Source organism: Dolichospermum sp. LEGE 00246 (genome assembly GCF_015207865.1).
Classification (GTDB): Bacteria; Cyanobacteriota; Cyanobacteriia; order Cyanobacteriales; family Nostocaceae; genus Dolichospermum; species Dolichospermum heterosporum.
On sequence record NZ_JADEWA010000706.1, the window covers coordinates 1 to 1689 of the forward strand.

Sequence of the window (1689 nt, forward strand, 5' to 3'; positions counted from 1 at the left end):
AAATTCAAAAAATAGTTCCATAACCAACGACAACTGCCAAAAGCTTGTGCTAATGACTGCTGCTGCTGGGCATCTGGATATAATCTGATTTTGACAACTTTTAACATATTAGAGCGAAAGAAATTTACTATAAAACACCATAACACAAGATTTGTGAATTGCTTCCATGTTTTTCTCCCTTGCTGTCGCTTTGGTCGAAAAACTGTCGTTAATTCACGCGCCATTCATCCTACGCTGCCCTTTGGGTCAGTCTTGGGGCTTCTGTCGGTTAAGCTAAATTTTGCCACAGGGTTGGAATGCAGTCATTGGTGTCAACTTAACGTAAAACCTCTATCCCGCAAAGAACTCAAGTCATCTCATTCCCCTGCTCTGACTGGGAATAAATTCTAGAAGGCTCTGCCTTCCATAATATTAGAGGCAGAGCCTCATTAACTGCATTCCTAGTCAGAGACTAGGAACGAGATGTGGTAGGATTTGAGCTTAAGTTGACACCAATGGAATGCAGTAAATTATCTAGTTTTTTGATGACCACTGAAATATTGAGAAATTTCAATTAAAAAATTGTATTCTTTTCTTGAAGATTTGATAAAAATTCCCCAAAAAAATACCTTGTCCATTTTCTGCTTTGTTGGGTTAAGCGATCGCGCAAACCAAGGTATTTGTTGGGTTTCATGCTATTGCTCCGCAACGCTCACGCGAACAACCCAACATACAAATCAAGGCTTTTTCCAAGTTGGACAAGGTATTGCAAAATAAACCTATTCATTAGAGAATATCTGGCAGGCAATTAACATCTAACTTAAAAGCCATCCACAAAATTTATAAGGGAAATGCCGAAAACCCTTGAAGATGTAGCTGACTTAGGAAGCTACATCTGTGCTTTAGACAAGGGATGAAGGCTAGTTGCTTTCCTTTATCCTGCATTGACGTTAATCGCGCTGCTGTTCAATATATTTCTTAACCGTTTCTGTGCAAATATTCCCAGCGGTACTCACAAAATAACTTGGTGTCCATAAGGTAGGTATTTTTAAAAGTTCGGGAAATTCTTTCCTGAGATGATGAGAAGCTCTCCCCTTGATTTTCCTCATAATACTAGATGGATCATCGGTTGGTTTCACATTTAAAAACAAATGGACATGATCCGGCATAATCTCCATAGCAATAATTTTCCACCTATTTTCTATAACCAACTCGCAAATAATTTGCTGTAACCTCTGGTGCAATAGAACCTACCAGCACTTTTTTCCGACGTTTAGGAATAAAGACAAAGTGATAATTCAGCAGTGAGACTGCGTTGCTTTCGTGCCTGTACTCGTCTGGAGAAAACTTAGCCATAACCTAAAATATTTACTTGCTATTTGTATATAGCTATTGTTTAATCAAAAAAAGAAACAACAACGGGAGGGATTTATATTTGCTAACAAATTATGTATATAAGCTCCGTCCTAATATTAGTCAGTCCGATAAAATGCATAACTGGCTAGATATGCTCCGGTCTACTTACAATTGGAGCTTGGCTGACAGAATAGCTCAATACAACCAGCAATTTATCCAAGGTGACTATTGTGATATTAGGACTAAAGCAGAAGCTTGTCCATTAACTTGTTTTGTCAGTAAAAATGGAGCAAGTGGAGAGCCGTGGAAAGATGCTAAAACTGACAAGGATGGCAAACTCAAAAACCCTCGACG

At 38.5% G+C, this 1689-nt stretch carries 2 protein-coding genes and 1 pseudogene; 1 reads left to right on the forward strand and 2 read right to left on the reverse strand.

The window, feature by feature from the left end:
• Window positions 1-224 (reverse strand): helix-turn-helix domain-containing protein (locus IQ228_RS27000; protein ID WP_228044089.1); only part of this gene is annotated, 224 nt, incomplete at its 3' end.
• A gap of 705 nt (window positions 225-929) precedes the next feature.
• Window positions 930-1335 (reverse strand): annotated as a pseudogene (tnpA, locus tag IQ228_RS25780) (IS200/IS605 family transposase).
• A 79-nt stretch (window positions 1336-1414) separates the two neighbouring features.
• Here tnpA and IQ228_RS25785 point away from each other — a divergent pair.
• The coding region (locus IQ228_RS25785; RefSeq protein ID WP_193964973.1) for a helix-turn-helix domain-containing protein at window positions 1415-1689 on the forward strand (275 nt) is incomplete at its 3' end.